The 16,953-nt window shown below is 65.8% G+C and carries 16 protein-coding genes; 7 read left to right on the top strand and 9 right to left on the bottom strand.

Features of this window, described 5'->3' with window-relative positions; translation table 11 throughout:
* Window positions 1-7: 7 nt before the first annotated feature.
* The 6 genes from MTBLM5_RS07935 to MTBLM5_RS18735 all read right to left on the bottom strand — a co-directional run bounded on the left by MTBLM5_RS07935 (window position 8) and on the right by MTBLM5_RS18735 (window position 6,412).
* Window positions 8-949 (bottom strand): phosphoribulokinase, encoded by a 942-nt coding sequence (locus MTBLM5_RS07935; protein ID WP_173975397.1) that lies wholly within the window; start codon window positions 947-949, stop codon window positions 8-10.
* 11 nt (window positions 950-960) lie between these two features.
* Window positions 961-1,935, bottom strand: coding sequence for a class II fructose-bisphosphatase (glpX, locus tag MTBLM5_RS07930; protein ID WP_173975395.1), 975 nt, complete (start codon window positions 1,933-1,935; stop codon window positions 961-963).
* Window positions 1,936-2,103: 168 nt separating this feature from the next.
* Window positions 2,104-2,637 carry a cytochrome b gene (locus tag MTBLM5_RS07925; RefSeq protein ID WP_173975393.1) on the bottom strand — a complete coding sequence of 178 codons (534 nt, stop codon included), beginning with the start codon at window positions 2,635-2,637 and terminating at the stop codon, window positions 2,104-2,106.
* A gap of 71 nt (window positions 2,638-2,708) precedes the next feature.
* Window positions 2,709-3,338 carry a response regulator transcription factor gene (locus MTBLM5_RS07920; protein WP_173975391.1) on the bottom strand — a complete coding sequence of 210 codons (630 nt, stop codon included), beginning with the start codon at window positions 3,336-3,338 and terminating at the stop codon, window positions 2,709-2,711.
* A 166-nt stretch (window positions 3,339-3,504) separates the two neighbouring features.
* The gene (locus tag MTBLM5_RS07915; protein ID WP_173975389.1) at window positions 3,505-5,610 is read right to left on the bottom strand and encodes a bifunctional diguanylate cyclase/phosphodiesterase; all 2,106 of its coding nucleotides are present in this window, start codon (window positions 5,608-5,610) and stop codon (window positions 3,505-3,507) included.
* A gap of 91 nt (window positions 5,611-5,701) precedes the next feature.
* Window positions 5,702-6,412, bottom strand: a complete 711-nt coding sequence (locus MTBLM5_RS18735; protein ID WP_254430958.1) for a CHAP domain-containing protein — start codon at window positions 6,410-6,412, stop codon at window positions 5,702-5,704.
* 224 nt (window positions 6,413-6,636) lie between these two features.
* On the opposite strand from MTBLM5_RS18735, the gene MTBLM5_RS07905 reads away from it, so the two are divergent.
* Complete coding sequence (locus MTBLM5_RS07905) at window positions 6,637-7,653, top strand: TAXI family TRAP transporter solute-binding subunit (protein ID WP_254430957.1); 1,017 nt, start codon at window positions 6,637-6,639, stop codon at window positions 7,651-7,653.
* On the top strand, window positions 7,650-8,327 hold the full coding sequence (locus MTBLM5_RS07900; protein ID WP_173975387.1) for a hypothetical protein: 678 nt from the start codon (window positions 7,650-7,652) through the stop codon (window positions 8,325-8,327). The genes MTBLM5_RS07905 and MTBLM5_RS07900 overlap by 4 nt, the downstream gene beginning before the upstream one ends.
* Before the next feature lie 88 nt (window positions 8,328-8,415).
* Here the strand turns inward: MTBLM5_RS07900 and MTBLM5_RS07895 are convergent, their stop codons facing one another.
* Together MTBLM5_RS07895 and MTBLM5_RS07890 are read right to left on the bottom strand one after the other, a co-directional pair.
* The gene (locus MTBLM5_RS07895) at window positions 8,416-8,769 is read right to left on the bottom strand and encodes a c-type cytochrome (RefSeq protein WP_173975385.1); all 354 of its coding nucleotides are present in this window, start codon (window positions 8,767-8,769) and stop codon (window positions 8,416-8,418) included.
* Window positions 8,770-9,035: 266 nt separating this feature from the next.
* Window positions 9,036-9,428, bottom strand: coding sequence for an HIT domain-containing protein (locus MTBLM5_RS07890; RefSeq protein WP_173975383.1), 393 nt, complete (start codon window positions 9,426-9,428; stop codon window positions 9,036-9,038).
* A gap of 77 nt (window positions 9,429-9,505) precedes the next feature.
* Between MTBLM5_RS07890 and MTBLM5_RS07885 the strand changes: the two genes are divergently transcribed.
* Together MTBLM5_RS07885 and MTBLM5_RS07880 are read left to right on the top strand one after the other, a co-directional pair.
* Window positions 9,506-10,651 carry an SGNH/GDSL hydrolase family protein gene (locus tag MTBLM5_RS07885; protein WP_173975381.1) on the top strand — a complete coding sequence of 382 codons (1,146 nt, stop codon included), beginning with the start codon at window positions 9,506-9,508 and terminating at the stop codon, window positions 10,649-10,651.
* 11 nt (window positions 10,652-10,662) lie between these two features.
* On the top strand, window positions 10,663-11,550 hold the full coding sequence (locus tag MTBLM5_RS07880; protein WP_173975379.1) for a DMT family transporter: 888 nt from the start codon (window positions 10,663-10,665) through the stop codon (window positions 11,548-11,550).
* Window positions 11,551-11,801: 251 nt separating this feature from the next.
* Here MTBLM5_RS07880 and glgC read toward each other — a convergent pair whose 3' ends face one another.
* Complete coding sequence (glgC, locus tag MTBLM5_RS07875; RefSeq protein WP_173975378.1) at window positions 11,802-13,088, bottom strand: glucose-1-phosphate adenylyltransferase; 1,287 nt, start codon at window positions 13,086-13,088, stop codon at window positions 11,802-11,804.
* 155 nt (window positions 13,089-13,243) lie between these two features.
* On the opposite strand from glgC, the gene glgA reads away from it, so the two are divergent.
* From glgA to MTBLM5_RS07860, 3 genes are all read left to right on the top strand, one after another.
* A complete protein-coding gene (glgA, locus tag MTBLM5_RS07870) occupies window positions 13,244-14,734 on the top strand; it encodes a glycogen synthase GlgA (RefSeq protein WP_173975376.1) in 1,491 nt (496 codons plus the stop codon).
* Window positions 14,734-15,711 carry a glucokinase gene (locus tag MTBLM5_RS07865; protein WP_173975374.1) on the top strand — a complete coding sequence of 326 codons (978 nt, stop codon included), beginning with the start codon at window positions 14,734-14,736 and terminating at the stop codon, window positions 15,709-15,711. Before glgA ends, MTBLM5_RS07865 begins: the two co-directional genes overlap by 1 nt.
* Window positions 15,712-15,782: 71 nt before the next feature.
* Window positions 15,783-16,826 carry a sensor histidine kinase KdpD gene (locus tag MTBLM5_RS07860; RefSeq protein ID WP_173975372.1) on the top strand — a complete coding sequence of 348 codons (1,044 nt, stop codon included), beginning with the start codon at window positions 15,783-15,785 and terminating at the stop codon, window positions 16,824-16,826.
* The last annotated feature ends 127 nt before the right edge of the window (window positions 16,827-16,953 follow it).

The raw sequence follows: 16,953 nt of genomic DNA, 5'->3' as shown, positions 1-16,953 counted from the left end.
TTACCGGTTAACGGGCGAAATGGCCAAGGGCGGCCTTGACCAGGTGGTAGGTGAGCAGCAATTGCGACAGGGCCAGCGAGTGACTTTGCGCCGGCTGGCCGGCATGGTCGATGAACTGGCCCAGGGGGGCACGCAGATGGTTGGCCTCGGGGATCAGGCTCCACAGCAGGTCTTCGACCGCCTTGGCGCGTCGGGATTCGATGTCACCCGCGATGTCCAGCACATCGACCGGCTTGCCGTCGGTGTCGCGGGCCAGCGCCAGGCGAAAGCCCGACTTGCCGCCGGCATCCAGCACCGGGCCCAGATCGGGGTGGGGCAGGGTCGGGCGCAGCAGATGGCGGGCATTCAAGCGGGCGCCGCATTCATCGGGCTGGGTCTCGGGCGCAGCGAAGCGGACCACGATGTCGGCGAAGGTCCGTTGCGGATGGATATGGGCCTGGCTGTCCTCGGCGCGGCGCTCCAGCGACAGCTTGACCTCGTCCTCGCCATAGCCGCGTTCGGCGCAGTCGCGCGCCATCTTCCACTTGACCCGCAGCGCCTCGTCGGGATCGACGAACACCTTGACGTCGAAGCAGTCGCGAAGGGCCCGGGTGTGGTAGCCCAGCAAGCCCTCGACGATGATGAACGGCTTGGGTTCCAGCAGAACGGGGCGTTCCAGCGTGCCGCGCATGTGGTCGTAGACCGGCTTCAGGACCGGCTTGCCCTGGCGCAGCAAGCAGACATGCTGTTCCAGGATGTCCAGATAGTTGGCGGCCGGGTCCAGGGCGGTGACGCCGAAGCGGCGCCGTTCCGAGCGGGAATAACGGTGATAATCGTCCGATTGCAGCAAGGCCACCCGCTCCGGCCCCAGGATCGACACGATCCCTTTGGCCAAGGTGCTTTTGCCGGCGGCGGAATCGCCGACCAGACCCAGGATGATCGGGCGATCGACGACGCGATTGTTGGGCATGATCGGGTCCCTCACTTTGCGCGCCGATGCCAGCTGGTCAGCAACTGGCGCTCGTCGGCGCCGCCGCCCACCAGCAGGGTCTGGGTCCGTTCGTGGGTGGTGGTGCGCTCGATGCCTTCCAGCAGCAGGCCGGTGGTGATGCCGGTGGCGCAGAACACCACGTCGTCCGAGCGGACCAACTCGTCCACGCTCCACCAGCGCTCCTGGTCGATGCCGGCGGCCTCGACGGCGCGGCGTTCGGTCGCCAGCTGCGGGTCGATGCGGGCCATGAACTCGCCGCCCATCACCTTGATGGCGGCCGCCGACAGCATGCCCTCGGGGCAGCCGCCGGTACCCATCAGGGCGTCGATGCCCGAGCCGGGAATGGCCGCCATCAGCGCGCCGGCGACATCGCCGGCCGGATAAAGCGCGACGCGCGCGCCAAGGGCGTGGATGCGTTCGACCAGATCGCGGTGGCGCGGCTTTTCCAACACATAGATGGTCAGGTCCTCGACCGGCTTGGCCAGGATGTCGGACAGCGCCTTCAGCTTGTCCTCGACCGGAGAATCGGGGGCGATGCGGCCCTTGGCGGCCGGCGGGGCGGCGAACTTTTCCATATAGAAAGCCGGGCCGGGGTCGAACAACGTGCCGGTCGGCGCGATGGCCAGGCAGGCCAGGGCGTTGGTCATGCCCTTGGCCAGGAAGCTGGTGCCCTCGACCGGATCGACGGCGATGTCCCAGCGAACCAGTCGGCCGGGATCGCCGAAACGCTGGCCGTGGTAAAGCTGGCTGGTTTCCTCGCGCGGGCCTTCGCCGATCAGGATGCGGGCATCCAGGCCCAGATTGGCCAATTCGGATTCAAGGGCGGAAATGGCCGCCGAATCACCCTGGCTCTTGTCGCCACGCCCGATCCAGGCATAGGCGGCCCGGGCGGCGGCCTCGGTGGCGCGGCGCAGATCGTAGGCAGAGATCATGCGGCTGGTCCGCACGTCCGTCAGCTCCGTCATCCCCAGGCTTCCTCCCACAGGAATTCTGTTTTTCCTTACTGTCGTCGGGAGGGGCCACGGAGGGAACACCCACCCGGAGGTGACGCCAATCTCTTGTGGAGGGGCGTCAACCTGCCCGAGCGGGGAGGGGGAGTCAATATTTCTGTCACACCTTGAACGACTGGGTGGTCAGTCCCTACCCGGCAGCATGCGGGTCAGCACATTGTCGCGCAGGATATAATGGTGGCGGAGCGCCGCTCCGACATGGCCGAGCAGCAGGATCGCCAATCCCCAGGCCATGATTCCGTGCGCGGCCTCGAACACTTCGTGCAGGCCCTCGTTCTTGCCGATCAGGGTGGGAAGCTGCCAGCCGGCCAGCATCACCGCCCGGCCGCCGCTTTGCGACAGCAAGATGCCGTCGATGGGCAACAGGATCATCAGCACATACAGCAGGATATGGCCGGCATGGGCGGCGGTTCGTTCGCGCCCCTGCATGGTGTCGGGCAGGGCCGGTACGCCGGCGCCCAGGCGCCAGGCCAGGCGCAACGACACCAGGATCAGGATCACCACGCCCAGTTCCTTGTGCCAGCCGAACACCTGGCCGCGGAAATCGCCCTTGGGCAGTTCGCCCATCACCTGGCCCAGGACCCACAGGCCGATGATCAGCAAGGCCATCAGCCAATGCAGGGTCTTGATGGTGGGATTGTAGGCGACGGGGTTCATCGGCGTGTCTCCGCGAGAATGGGAATGTCCCATTCTCGCCAAGACAAGATGAACGCCGCCTGAACCGCCGTTTACCTGTTCTCGCGGCCCTTGAGGTAGAAGGCCACCGCCTGGGCGCGGTTGCCGACGCCCAGCTTGTCGTACAGGTTCTTCAGGTGGAACTTGACGGTATTGAGCGAAATGTCCAACTGGCTGGCCATCTGCTGGTTGGTCAGGCCGCCGGCCAAGGCGGCCAGCAATTCGCGCTCTCGGGGCGTCAGGCCGGCCAACGGGTCGGACGCCAGGCTGGAGACGTCGATGAACGGGAACACCATGCGCCCGGCGGCCACCGCCTGGATGGTGTCGATCAATTGTTCCGGCGGCTCGCGCTTCGAGCAGAAGCCGGCGGCGCCCAGCGTCATGGCCTGGCGCGGCACGTCGGGGTTGGGGCTGCCGGTATAGACGATCAGGCGCGGGCTGTCGGCCTTGCCGCGCATCGCCTGAAGCACGGCGCGGCCGTCCATATAGGGCATTTCCCAGCCGATGATGCCGACGTCGAACGGCAGGCGTTCGACGGCTTCCATGAAGCGTTCGCCGTCGTCGGTGACGGCGACCAGGCAAAAGCGTTCGTCGCCTGCGAACAGTTTGACCAGGCTGCTTTGCAATAGCGGGTTCTTCTCGGCGATGACGATGTCGATCGGTCGGTTGGCTTGCGCGCCCATTGTGTTTGTTTCCTCCCAGGCGCACGGGCTCCCAATGGCCCTGCCCAGTGGGAGGGTATATTAGCGTTATTATCCGGAAACGCAAATGAAAAGAGTAGGTTTTGTCCTACCCTTGCACTGCAGCATAACAAAAAACCCCCCGAAAGGGGGGTACATTGGAGTGAATCTAGGGTGAATCGGGTGGCTGCCCGGTGCCCAAGGTGGTCAGCACCCGCTCCAACTCGGCCGCCGGCAGCGGCGGGGCCAGCACATAGCCCTGGATCTCGTCGCAGCCCATGTCGCGCAGCGCATCGACCTGCTCGGCGGTCTCGACGCCCTCGGCGATGATGCGCCTTCTCAGCGAATGGCCCATGGAAATGATGGTCCGGGTGATGGCGGCGCAGTCGGGGTCGGTGCCCAGGTCGGCGATGAAGGCGCGGTCGATCTTGATGGAATCGACCGGGAAGATGCGGATCACCGACAAGGACGAGGTGCCGGTGCCGAAATCGTCCATCGACAGGCGGATGCCCATGCCCGACAGGCGGTTCAGCAAGGCGACGGCGTTCTTGGTGTCCTTGGCCACCATGCCTTCGGTGATCTCGAATTCCAGCGCCTCGGGGCCGACGCCGCAGCGGTGCAGGATGCGTTCGACCATCTCGACGAAGCCCGGCGCGCGCAACTGGCGCACCGACAGGTTGATGGCGATGCGCGGCGCCATCATCGACCGATCGGTCCACGAACGATAATGCCGACAGGCGGCGTCGATGGCCCATTCGCCGATCCGGCCCATCAGGCCCGATTCCTCCATCACCGGAATGAACTTGGCCGGCGACACCACGCCCAGATCGGCGGCGTTCCAGCGCAGCAGCGCCTCGACGCCGGTGATGGCCCCGGTCTTCAAATCCTGCTTGGGCTGAAAATGCAGGGCCAGTTCATCCAGCTCGATGGCGCGCAACAGGCCGTTCTTGATGGCCAGCCGCTCTTCGACGGCGGCATTCATGTCGGCGGTGAAGAACTGGAAATTGGCCTTGCCCAGTTCCTTGGCGCGGTACATGGCGGCGTCGGCGTTCTTCAGCATGGTGGCGGCGTCGCCGGCATCGTCGGGGAACACGGTGATGCCGATCGAGCCCGACACGAAGGCTTCCTTGCCGGCCAGGTCGAACGGCTTCTTCAGGGATTCCAGCACGCGGCCGGCCACCAGCGGGGCATTCTGATAGGTGCCCAGATTGGGCATCAAGATGGTGAATTCGTCGCCGCCCAGGCGGGCCACGGTGTCGCCCGACCGGATGCAGCCCGACAGCCGGCGGCCGGCTTCCTGCAGCAGCAGGTCGCCCATGTCGTGGCCCAGCGTGTCGTTGACCAGCTTGAAGCCGTCGAGATCGATGAACATCAGCCCGACCATCTGGCCGTTGCGTTCGCCCTGGCTGACCGCCATGGCCAGGCGGTCCAGGAACAAAGCGCGGTTGGGCAGGGTGGTCAGGGCGTCGTAATTGGCCTGTTTGCGGATGCGTTCCTCGTCCAGCTTGCGCTGGGTGATGTCCGAGAACACCACCACGTACTGGCGCAGCTCGCCTTCCTCGTCATGGATGGTCGAAATGCCGACGCGTTCGGCATAACGCTCGCCGTCGCGGCGGACGTTCCATTGCTCGCCCTGCCAGCGGCCCGAGGTGCGCGCGCTGTCATACATCAGCAGGCCGGCCGGGTGGTCCATGCCGTCCTGGGTCAATTGCGGCGGCTTGCGGCCGATCACTTCCGACGGCAGCCAGCCGGTGATCTGGGTGAAGGCGGGATTGACCGTGGTGATGCGCAGGTCTGCATCCAGCACCATGATGCCTTCCGACGCGGTCTGGAACACCTGGGCCGACAAGTCGTTGCGCCGGGCGATGCGGCTGAGCTCGCGGGTGCGTTCTTCCAGCCGATGGACCGAGCGGACCAGCGAATCCACTGCCGGAACCGACCCGCTCAGCGCGCAGGCGGCGATGGCGAAGACCCCGTCGCCCAGATCGCGCCCCGACAGCCGCATCGTATGCCAGGTCCCGTCGGCCGCCCGCAGCATCAGCGGTGCGCCGCACGACGGCTCGGCCAGCGGGTCAAGCCCCTTGCGCAGGCGGGTGCGGTGATCTTCGTGCAGCAGGTCGGCGAAGGGACGGCCGATCAGGTCCGCGGCGGCGTGGCCCAGCAGATCCGCGCCGGCCCGGTTGATCCAGGCGATGCGACTGCCCCGGCACAAACACAGCAGGTCGCCGCAAAGATCGACCAGTTGGTCAAGCTCGTGCGGGGTGGGAAATGACATGTCGTGGGCAAGTTTCATCCTGTCGCGAAACCCCAAGGAAGAACCGTTGCGGCCCTACCATATCCGATGGGGTGCGGCGACAAAAGGCGGATTAGTTAAAGGGCAGGGCGTCCGCAGCGGAGCGGCGGAACATCGCCTTGGCGGCGCGGACCATGCCGGTGTCGGCGGCGACGGCCGGGGCGGCGGCGACCGAAAGCTCGGCCGGCTGGGTGACGGCGGCGGCCGGAACGGCGACGACATGGGCGACGGCCACCGGTTCGGCCTTGATGGCCTGCGGCTCGGGGAACATTTCGACCGCGCGGGTCAGGGCGGCCTGCTGGATGGCCGGTTTCTTGGAATTGCCGCGGTTGCCGGGCTGCCAGACGAAGCCGTCGGTCCGATAGACGCGATGGCCGTAATCGCCGACGGCGGCGTACCACACGCGCACCTGGCTCCAGTCGTTCTTGGGCGAGGTGTCGATGACGGAAACGTTGGTGGTGACTTCACCGCGGCCGGTGCTGCGGATCGGCGCCCAATTGGCATGATCGACCAGGATGACGCGGTTGCTGACCACGCGGGTCACCACCGAGACGTGGCCATGGCGCATCTTGCCCTGGCGGGCGAACACCAGCACGCCACCTTCGCGCGGGGTACGGCCCCGCTCATAGATTCCGGCGGCGGCATTCCACCACTGCCAGGCGTCGCCCTTCAGTTGAAGGCCGGAAACTTCACGGGCGTAGGGCACGCATTGGATGGCGAAAGCAGGAAGCGACAGCACTGACAAAATCAGCGTCAGCGCGATGCGCAGCATTGCCTTCCTCATCCATCCCTCCCGTTCGTTGCCTTATCAGTTGCACCGATTGTGTCGATGAAGAAAGCCGATGGCAACCCTTTTTGACTCAAATTTTAGGGAATTTTTCACCAAGTCGGTTACGCACAGGGGGCTTGTGGATAAATGCGCACAGGCTAAGCGGGCTGGGGGTTTGCCGGGGGCGGGTCTCGGCGTATGATGCCGCCGTTTCAATCCCCGGATGGGAGGATGATCCGTTGACGTGTCTGAAGGCGGCCATGGTCGCAACGATGGTGATGGTGGCGGCCGTGCCGGTCGCGGGTGAAGCCAGCGAACCGCGGCCGATGACGGCGCAGGTTCCGGGGGCGGCAGCTCCGACCGATCCGCGGCCGCTGGTGATCGCCTCGGGCGAGGTGACCGGCTACTACTTCCCGGCGGCCGGCGCGGTGTGCCGTGTCCTCAACAAGGAGCGGCCGCAGGGGCGCGGCTGCGCGGTGATGCCGTCGTCGGGATCGGCTGCCAACATCGCCTCGCTGCGGTCCGGCGAGGCCGATCTCGCCATCTTGCAGGCCAGGGCGGCACAAATGGCCGTGCAGGGCCGCGAAGGGTTCAAGGAGGCGGGGCCGTTCCCCGATCTGCGCGCCATCATGAGCCTGCACGGCGAGACGGTGCTGGTGCTGGCCCGCCAGGGGGCGGCCATCAAGGCTCTGGCCGACCTCAAGGGCAAGCGGGTCAATCTGGGGCGGCCGGGTTCGTTCCAGCGCGGCATGGCCGAGGCGGTCATCGAATCCGCCGGCCTGACCGAGGGCGACCTGTCGCCGGCGGTGGAATTGGACCTGTCGGACCAGGCGGTGGAACTGTGCGAGGGCAACATCGACGCCGCCTTCTTCACCGGCGTTCATCCCATGACCGAGGCCCAGGCGGCGATCGATGAATGCGACGCGGTGGCCATCCCGGTATCCATGAAGGGGGGCGAGGGCTTCCTGAAAAGGTCGCCGTGGTTCGCCCATGCCGTGATCCGCAAGGGTACCTATGAAAGTCTCAAGGAAGACCTGACCTCGCTGCAGGTCAAGGCCGTGCTGGTCGGCACCACCCGGCTGTCGGCCGACGATGTCAGCGGTGTTCTGAAGGCGGTGCACACCAATTTCGGTTCGTTCACCCGCCTGCATCCGGTCTTGAAAGGCCTGACCAAAAGCACCACAGCCAAGGAAGGCTTGACCATTAAGCCGCATGACGGCGCCGACCGCTTCTACACGGAGACCAATCTGAGGTGATCGCCCTGCTCGAGTCGCTGCCTCCCGCCGAGCTGACCAGCTTGATTCTGGCCGGCGAGGAGGTGGCGCGCTTGGAGCAAGCATTGCGGGCGGCGGGCGACGATCCGGCCGGCCTGTTGACCGGCGGCGGCCGCATCGCGCCGTTTCGCCATTATCCCGAGGGCGACGTCTATGATTTCGCCACCCATTCCCAGTTCTATTATCACATCCATCGCGGCAACGAGTACGGCCACGTCCATCTGTTCCTGCGGCCCAAGGGCATGCCGCCCGAAATCCGTCCTTTGGTCGGAGTCGAGGGCGAGCCCGACGCACCCTGCCATCTGATCGCCGTCGGCTTCGGCCCCGATGGCTGCGCGGCGGAATTGTTTACCACCAACCGCTGGGTGACCGGCGAGGCCTGGTATTCGGCCGAATCCGTCGCACGCATGCTGCCCTATTTCTCGGTGACGGGGGGGCGGTATGCGCGGGTGGGGGCGTGGCTGACGGCCTTGGTGACGCTGTTTCGCCCGATCATCGTCGCGTTGGCCTGCGAGCGCGATGCCGAGATCGAGCGCTGGCGCCAGGCCCATCCCGGTGCCGATGCCCTGGACGACGCGGCCCTCGAGGTGACGTCACGCCGCCAGATATCGGTGTCGGCGTGGCGGGCCGACCTGCAAAACGCGCTCGAGCGATAAAAAAGGCCGCCGGCCCAGTGGGCGCGCGGCGGCCTTTCTTCCGGTAGCCGGTCCGGGCGTCCAAGAAAACGCCCGAAACATCCGAAGACTACTTCAGGGTCTTCAGGTAGGCGACGACGGCGGCGACGTCTTCCGGCTTCTTCAGGCCGGCGAAGGCCATCTTGTTGCCGGGGATGGTGCCCTTGGGGTCGGCCAGGTACTTGGCCAGGGTGGCATCGTCCCAGGTCAGGCCCGAGGCCTTGTGGGCGTCGGAATACTTGAAGCCTTCGGCGTGGCCGGCCTTCTTGCCGGCGACGCCGGCCAGCGACGGGCCGACGCCATGCTTGCCGGCTTCCACCTTGTGGCAAGCCTTGCACTGGTTGAAGGCGGCCGGAGCCTCCTGGGCGTTGGCGACCACGGGGGCCAGCAGCAGGGCGGCAACAGCCAGACCGATCTTCTTCATCATCATCTCCCAAAACTCGATTGTGGGTTGGTCAAAGGAACTTAAAGCTTGTCTCGACATCCGGGCGGGCAACGGACTTTCCGCTGATCCGCTTCGCAGGATAGGGTCACTTCGTGGCGGAAGTTGGGCTTGATCGCGGCGGCAGGGCGGCGGGCCTGAAAGGCCTGGGCCAGCGCGATGAAATGCGTTCTCTCCCTTGCGTCTTCTGTCGAGGTTCTTGGCGCGGGCGGCATTATGTTTCAGGACGCGCTGAACTTCAACCTCATCTAGCTGGCAAAAGCCTCGAGAAGGCGGGTCATTTCTAAATCGTCGTAGGGCTTGGCCGGCACCTTGCCCCATACCGGAGCGGGCCAGGCCGGGTCGGTGGTGAAGCGGGCGATGACGTGGATGTGTAATTGCGGCACCACGTTGCCCAGCGCGGCGACGTTGATCTTGTAGGCCTGGGTCAGGTTCTGCAGCCGTTGCGATGCCGCCGCGATCTCCTCGATCAGGGTCTGGCGGTCGCTTTGGTCCAGTTCGTGGATTTCGGTCACGCCGTGGCGGCGCGGCACCAGGACCAACCACGGATAATTGGCGTCGCGCATCAGCATGACCCGACACAGCGGCCAGTCGGTTACCGGGATGGTGTCGGCCGTCAATCGGGGGTGCAACTCGAACATTGTTTCCAGCTCCTCGTTGCCAGTCGTTGCTATTCGGGGTATCACCAGCGGCAACGCCCCACCGCCAAGGGACCTTGATGCGCCGTCGCCGCCTCCGCACCCGAGCCGAGTTCAATCCGCTCGCCGCCCTGGCCCGGATGATCCCCCGGCTTTGCCTGCTGCTGCTGGTCTTGCTGCCGGTGGCCGAGTTGGGGGCTGGGATCGCCCTGCCCAGAATACCCGAGCCGCGTCCGAACGCCAGTTCCACCTTGAGCGACCAGCAGATATCCCAGCTCTACGGGGTCGAGGACGCAGGTCCGGTGCGCGAGATGCAGGCCGAAATGCGCGACCTGGGCGATGCCGGTTACTGGCCGCTGGTCGAATATCGCATGAAGCCCTTCGCCGGAAAGCACGTCACCGTCGGACCCGATGGCTGGCGGGCGGTGCCCCGCGTCGAGGGCGAGGGCGCCAAGGTGTTCGTTTTCGGCGGCGCCGCCGTGTTCGGGACCGGCAACGCCGATGGCCAGACCATCCCGGCCTATCTCGATACCTTGCTGCTCGAGGCCGGCAAATCGGCGCGGGTGTTCAATTTCGGTGTGCCCGGCTGGATTTCGACCCAGGAACGAATCGCGCTGGAGCAGATGGTGGTGGCGGGCAACAAGCCGGACCTGGCGATTTTCGTCGATGGGTTCGAGGATTTGCGGCGCTGCGACGGTTCCGACCGCACCGCCTTCAGCGAGCAATTGGCGGCGACCGAGGCCAAGCCCAGTCTGGCGACCATGCTGGCCCACTCGGCCCTGGCCAAGCTGGTCGGACGGCTGCGGCCGCCGCCGGCCAAGGGCTTGCTGCCGCTGGTCTGCACCCACGATTCCGAGGTCGAACGGGCGCTGGCCCGTCTTGAGGTCAATCGCCGCATGATTTCGGCGATGGCCGACCGTTTGGGCTTCAAGGTGTTGTTCGTCCAGCAGCCGGTGCCGACCTTCGCTTACGACAACGCCAAGCGGCTGGTGCCGGTTTCCCCGGCCGAGATGGCCCCGCTGGTCGGTGTCGCCAAGGGTTATTCCCGTCTGGCCGAGGCCCGCGCCGCCGGTCGGCCGACCGATCCCGAGACTTTGTGGCTGGCGGAACTGGAACCGGCGACCGGCAATGCCTATGTCGATATCGTCGATTACAGCCCGTCCTTCAACCGTGCCATCGCCGAAGCGGTGGCGCGCCACGTGCTCGACAAGTCCCTGCTTCCTTGATAGGGCCCGCCTTGACCCGTCGCACGCGCTGGCTGTTCCTGTTGGTCCTGCCGGCTCTGTTCTGGGCCGGTAACGCTGTGATGGCCCGGGCCAGCGTCGGCGATATCCCGCCGGTCGCGTTGAATTTCTGGCGCTGGGTGCTGGCCCTGGCCCTGCTGGCGCCGTTCACCATGCGCGACCTGTGGCGCCATGCCGACATCGTGCGCACCCATTGGCATCACCTGCTGGCGCAAGGCCTGGTCAGCGTCGCCGCCTACAACGCCCTGCTGTACCTGTCGCTGCAGACCACCACCGCCATCAACGCCACCCTGGTCGGCAGTTCGTTGCCGCTGATGGTGCTGTTGCTGGCCAGGGTGTGGCTGGGCGAGCCGATCCGCGGTCGCGCCCTGCTTGGCATTTGCGTGTCGGTGGCCGGGGTGGCCCTGGTGGTGACCAAGGGGCAGCCGTGGCGGGTGGCCGAGGTCGGACTGACGCCGGGCGACGCCATCATGCTGGCCGCCACCTTGTCGTGGGCGCTTTATTCGGTGATGTTGAAGCGCTTCCCGGTTCCGCTGGCGCCGTTCACCTTGCTGACCGCGCTGATGATCGTCGGCGTGGCGGCGGCGGCTCCGTTCTATCTGTGGGAGGCGGCGATGGGGGCCTCGCTCGAGCTTTCCGCGCGCAATCTGGCGGTGATCGCCTATACGGCCGTGTTCGCCTCGCTGGCCGCCTATTATTTCTGGAACAATGGCGTGGTGATCGTCGGCGCCGCCACCGCCGGCCAATTCACCTATCTGATCCCCCTGTTCGCGGCGATCCTGGGAATCGTGCTGTTGGGCGAGGAATTCCGCACCTTCCACGCTGTCGGCGCCGCCCTGATCTTCGGCGGCCTGTTCCTGGCGGGACGCAAGAAAAGCTAATCTCTCGTGTAAAAGTCCCTCGGCTTCGCCTCGGTGTACTTTTACACGTTGATTCAAAAGGAGAAAAATAGGCTTGGGGCGGCCCTGCGCCTATTTTTCGCGTTTGACCGCCGCCATGAGGCGAGCCGTGCTCGCCTCATGGCGGGAAAACAAGCTAAGCCCGCGCGGAAAGCTTGCTTGAGCACGGGATTGCCCAACAAAATCGGGGAAAAGTACACCGAGGCCACGCCGAGGGACTTTTTCACGGGGCCCTAATCCCCCAAGGTCCTCAGCATGTCGGGGGTGATCAAGGTGACGCCCTTGTCGCTGCGCGAGAAGCGCTGGGCATCCAACACCGGGTCCTCGCCGACCACCAGCCCGGGCGGGATGGTGCAGCCCTGGTCGACGATGCATTTCTTGAGCCGGGCGTGGCGGCCGATGTCGCAGTTGGGCAGGACCACGGTGTCCTCCACCAGGGCATAGGAATTGACCCGGACGTTCGAGTAAAGCAGCGAGCGGCGCACGGTGGCGCCCGAGATGATGCAGCCGCCCGACACCATGCTGTCGACCGCCATGCCGCGGCGCTCGTCATTGTCGAACACGAACTTGGCCGGCGGCAATTGCGCCTGATAGGTCCAGATCGGCCACGAATCGTCGTAGATGTTCAAGGACGGCGTGATGGTGGTCAGGTCGATGTTGGCTTCCCAATAGGCGTCCAGCGTGCCGACGTCGCGCCAGTAATGTTCGGTGGCGCCGTCATGCATGACACAGGAATCCTGGAAGCGGTGCGCCACCAGCCGATGCTTGCCGACCAGGCGGGGGATGATGTTCTTGCCGAAATCGTGTTCGGTTCCGGCGGTCTCGGAATCCTCGAGCAATTGCTCGTACAGGAAATTGGCGTTGAAGATATAGATGCCCATGCTGGCCAGCGCCTTGGTCGGATCGGTGGGCGTGGGCCGCGGATTCTCGGGCTTCTCGTCGAAACGGATGATCGAATCGTCATCGTCCACGGCGATCACGCCGAAGCCCTTGGCTTCCTCCAGCGGCACTTCCAGGCAAGCGACGGTGGCGTCGGCGCCGCTGGCCATGTGGTGGGCCAGCATCTTGGCGTAATCCATCTTGTAGACATGGTCGCCGGCCAGGACCAAGACGAATTCCGGCTTGTGGCTGCGGATGATGTCGAGGTTCTGGTAGACGGCGTCGGCGGTGCCCTTGTACCAGGCCTCGCCGTCGGTGCGCTGCTGGGCCGGCAGCAATTCGATGAACTCGCCGAACTCGCCGCGCAGGAAGCCCCAGCCGCGCTGGATATGCTGGATCAGCGAATGGGCCTTGTACTGGGTCAGCACGCCGACACGACGGATGCCCGAATTGATGCAGTTGGACAAGGTGAAGTCGATGATGCGGAACTTGCCGGCGAACGGAATCCCCGGCTTGGCGTGCCAGTCGGTCAGCGCACCCAGGCGCGAGCCGCGGCCGCCGGCCAGGACCAGCGCCAGCGTGCGCCGCAGCCGAAGGTTGGCTTCCCATTCATGGCCGGTCCGTTCGTCATGCTTCGCCATTCCCACTCCCTCTCTTGTCCGTGCCCCCGGGGCATTGGTGCCACAATCGCCGGGCGGATACAACCGCCCCCGCCGGGTGGGTGGTTCCGCTTTCGCCGCCGGTCCGGTTGGGCTAGGCTGAGACATTGTAATTTGGTGGCACAGGGGATTGGGTCATGCGCGTGCTGTTCGCTTCGTCCGAGGTGTTTCCCTTGGCCAAGACCGGCGGATTGGGCGACGTGTCGGGGGCGCTGCCGGCAGCGCTGACCGAGGCTGGCACCGACATCCGCGTGCTGATGCCGGCCTATCCGGAAGCCCTGGACCTGGCCGAGGGTAAGCGTCAGGTCGGCGATCTGGGCGACCCGTTCGGACTGGGCGACACTGTGTCGCTGGTCTCGGCCAAGCTGCCGGGCTCGGGCGTGCCCTTGTGGTTGCTGGACTGCCCGGCCCTGTATCGGCGGGCCGGCGGGCTTTATCAGGATCAGGCCGGCAACGACCATCCCGACAATCTTTTGCGCTTCGGCCTGCTGTCGTGGGCGGCGGCCCGGCTATCGACCGAGGACAGCCCGGTCAAGTGGCGGCCGCAAGTGCTGCACGGCAATGACTGGCAGACCGGCCTGGCCCCGGCCTATCTGCATGCCTGGGAACCGACCGAGCGGCCGGCGAGCGTGTTCACCATCCACAACATCGCCTATCAGGGCGTGTTCCCCAAGGAGTCGGTGCCGCGTCTGGGCCTGCCGTGGGAGCTGTTCCAGATGGAGGGGCTGGAATTCTATGACCAGCTGTCGTTCCTGAAGGCCGGCCTGTTCTATAGCGACCGCCTGACCACCGTCAGCCCGCGTTACGCCCGCGAAATCCAGGCAGCGCCGCACGGATCCGGGATGGAAGGGCTGTTGGCGCACCGCGCCGCCGATCTTGACGGCATCCTGAACGGAGCCGATTACCGGGTCTGGACCCCCGATTCGGATCCGTTCCTGCCGCACACTTACGCGCCGTCCGACTTTTCAGCCGGCAAGGCCGCCAACAAGGCCGCCCTGCAGGCCGAGTTGGGCTTGGCCATCGATCCAGCGGCGCCGCTTCTGGTGGTGGTCAGCCGTATCAACGACCTGAAGGGTCTGGACATGGTGCTGGCGGCGATGCCGGCCTTGCTGCGGATGGGGGCGCAGGTGGCGGTGGTCGGTACCGGCGACCATTCGCTGGAGGAAGGCTTCCGCGCGGCAGCCGCCACCAGCCCGCGCCAGGTCGCGGTGACCATCGGCTATTCCGAGAAGCTGGCCCACCAGCTGCTGGCGGCCGGCGACATGCTGTTGATGCCGTCGCGTTTCGAACCCTGTGGCCTGACCCAGTTCTATGCCTTCCGCTACGGCACCGTCCCGGTGGTGCATGCCACCGGCGGACTGGCCGACACCGTGGTCGATGCCACCTATGACGGGCTGATGACCGGCACCGCCACCGGTTTCACCTTCGAGCACGCCAATGCCGGCGCCTTCCAATGGTGCGTCGAACGGGCCGTCGGGCTGTTTCGCCAGCCCGAAACCTGGACCAAGATCCAGAAGACCTGCGTCGCCCAGGATTTCAGTTGGAAACGCTCGGCGGCGCGCTATCAGGCGCTGTACCAGGGTCTGGTGCCGCAGTCCGGCGGCAAGCGTCGCAAGGGGGGCGTCTGATGGCCGGGCTGCCGGCGCTGATCGCCGACATCGGGGGAACCCACGCCCGCTTCGCCCTGGTCGATGAAAGCGGCGCCATCGGCGAGATGATGGTCTATCGCTGCCGCGAGCATGCCGGCCCGGCCGAAGCCGCCCGATTGTTTCTCGATCATATGAAGCCGGCGAAAGCGCCGGTGGCCGGCGCCTTCGCCGTCGCCTCGGCGCTGTCCGGCGACCGTGTCGAGATGACCAATGCCGCCTGGTCCTTCTCGATCGCCGAACTGCAGGCCACGCTGGGATTCGAGCGGCTGCAGGTGGTCAACGACTTCACCGCCGTCGCCCTTTCGGTGCGCCATATCCACGGCGCCGACCTGATGGAGATGGGCGGCGGGGCGCCGCTTGCCGGCGCTCCCATCGCGGTACTGGGGCCGGGGACCGGCCTGGGGGTGTCGGGCCTGGTGCCGACGCAATCGGGCGAGTGGGTGGCCTTGGCCACCGAGGGCGGTCACGTCACCATGGCCGCCACCGACCCGCGCGAAGCCCAGGTGTTGGATATCCTGCGCGCCCGCTACGGCCACGTTTCGGCCGAACGGGTGCTTTCGGGGCCGGGACTGGTCAACCTGTACCAGACGCTGTGTACGCTGGCGGGCGCCACGCCTGCGGCCGAGGTGACGCCGCCCTGGGTGCTGGAGCAGGCCGGGGCGGGCGGCTGCCCGGTGTGCGCCGATTCCTTGCAGATGTTCTTCGCCATGATGGGCACGGTGGCGGGTAATTTGGCGCTCAGCCTGGGCGCCAAGGGTGGCGTGTTCATCGCCGGCGGTATCCTGCCGCGCGTCAAGGAGGCCTTCCGGGCTTCGGACTTCCGCCGCCGCTTCGAAGACAAGGGCCGCTTCCGCCCGTACCTCGCCAATATCCCGGTCTGGTTGATCCTGCATCCTGAACCGGCATTTGCGGGCCTGGCAGCCTTGTGTCTCCAGGATCATCCCAGGGGCCAGTAACCGTGTGTATGGGTTGTGGATATGGTGCGCGCCGCCCACAGTAACAGTGGAACCGCGCCAGTGGGGTGTCCATGCTTGCGGTACTAGGCCTGTCGATTTCGCTGCAATCCGCAGCAGCCCTCGTGGCGCTGGGCATCGCTCGCCGCGATGGCTGGAGCCTCGGCTGGCTGGTGTTGAGCGGCGGCATGGTCCTGATGGTGTGGCGCCGGATCCATGCGCTGCTGGATTGGCTGGCCGGCCGCCCGATAGACGAGATGTCCGAACTCACCTTGTTGGCCATCTCGGCCTTGGTGGCCATGGGGGTGGGATTGCTGGCCCGGTCGTTCACCACCAAGATGATCCTGGCCGAGGAACTGGCCGAGGCCAAACGCGAGGTCGAACGGTCCAGCCAAGCCAAGACCGATTTCCTGGCCAATATCAGCCACGAATTGCGGACGCCCCTGAATGCGGTGATCGGCTTCTCGCAGGTCATGCGCAACGAGATGCTGGGCCCGCTGGGCAGCGCGCGCTATCGCGAATATGCCGCCGGTATCGAGGAATCCGGGCAGCATCTTCTGCAATTGATCGATGACATCATGGATGTGTCGCAAATCGAATCGGGCCGCGTCGAGCTGCGCGAGGAACAGGTCCATCCGTCGGAACTGGTCGAATCCGTGGCCCGTCTGATCCGGTCCAAGGCCGACAGCAACCGGGTGCTGCTGTTCGTTCAGCCGACCGGCGACTTGCCCGAACTGATGATCGACGCACGGCGGATCAAGCAGGTCTTGCTGAACTTGCTGTCCAACGCGGTCAAGTACACCCCGGCCGGCGGCCGGGTGGAGTTAAGGTGCCGCGTCGCCGAAACCGGTGATTTCGTCTTCGAGGTCTCGGACCCCGGTATCGGCATCCGCCCCAGTGATATCGACCGCGTGTTGCGGCCGCTGGATCGAGGCGAATCAAGCTACACCCGCAGCTATGACGGTCCCGGCCTGGGTCTGCCGATCGCTCGCGGGCTGATGGAATTGCATGGCGGATCGTTAAAGCTGGACAGCTTCCCCAACAACGGCACCCAGGTCGTGGCCCGCCTGCCAGCCGCCCGGGTTATCAAGGCCGATACCGCCGCGGCCCTGGCCTGATCAGCGACCTTATCCTGAAATGTCAGGGTTAACAGGCTGCGGAAAAACACCGATCTGGTGTCCGAACGCCCCATTTTGTCATGCCCGGACTTGATCCGGGCATCCACGCGGCGCCGCCTAACTATCC

This window comes from Magnetospirillum sp. LM-5, from assembly GCF_902729445.1.
GTDB lineage: Bacteria > Pseudomonadota > Alphaproteobacteria > Rhodospirillales > Magnetospirillaceae > Magnetospirillum.
The sequence above is the reverse complement of the archived record's forward strand: the minus strand, read 5'-3'. Positions and strand labels throughout refer to the sequence as shown.